This window comes from Wolbachia endosymbiont of Tuta absoluta, from assembly GCF_059414725.1.
Genome location: NZ_JBNRJY010000118.1, coordinates 1 through 652 on the forward strand (window position 1 = coordinate 1; position 652 = coordinate 652).

Consider the following 652-nt stretch of genomic DNA (forward strand, 5'->3'; position numbering starts at 1 on the left):
CGCTGGTAGACGCACTACCACCTGCCTAACATTCCACTACGGCAGGCTTTCTGTGAGTGTGCTCGTTTGTAACATTTCGTCATTGAAGATCGATCAACTCGTTGTTGAAGACAAAAACAAACTTGAAACTCTTAAAAACAACTAATGTAACATAATGGTTAATAAAATAACAGATTTGTAGCGCTTGGGAGCGATCGATCGCGCAGGGAATATTGCACAACAACAACCACAAACATCGATTATTGTAAGTGGTGGGAAAGATTTTGGTGAGATTAAAACTGAGGCTGAAATTATGTCCAACTACTTAGAGGAAAATTATAAGATTCAACCCCATAGAATTCTTCAAGAAAATAAAAGTACCAGTACAGATTTAAACCTCAAGAACAGCCAAGCTATTTTGCAGCAGCATGATTTGTCTTTAAATTCAAAAATTGCAATTGTCACCAGTGATTTCCATACGCTACGTGCAGCGGCGATCGATCAGGGTTCCCCCCATTGTCCAATATTCCCCACTGCTGCCTCCCGTAGGAGTCTGGGCCGTGTCTCAGTCCCAGTGTGGCTGATCGATCTCTCATGAGGGAAATGACGCTACCTTGCTCACCAAAATGGAGTTGGTGGAGGGCGAGCTTGGACGGTTCGCGATGATAAGGGG

The 652-nt window shown here is 43.6% G+C and carries 1 rRNA gene and 1 pseudogene; one reads left to right on the top strand and one right to left on the bottom strand.

The features are described from left to right. Window positions 1–184: 184 nt before the first annotated feature. Window positions 185–469, top strand: a pseudogene (locus ACJ5GX_RS01260) (YdcF family protein); the annotation flags it as partial. Here the strand turns inward: ACJ5GX_RS01260 and ACJ5GX_RS01265 are convergent. Then, a 16S ribosomal RNA gene (locus ACJ5GX_RS01265) occupies window positions 467–652 on the bottom strand; the annotation flags it as partial. The pseudogene ACJ5GX_RS01260 and the gene ACJ5GX_RS01265 overlap by 3 nt on opposite strands.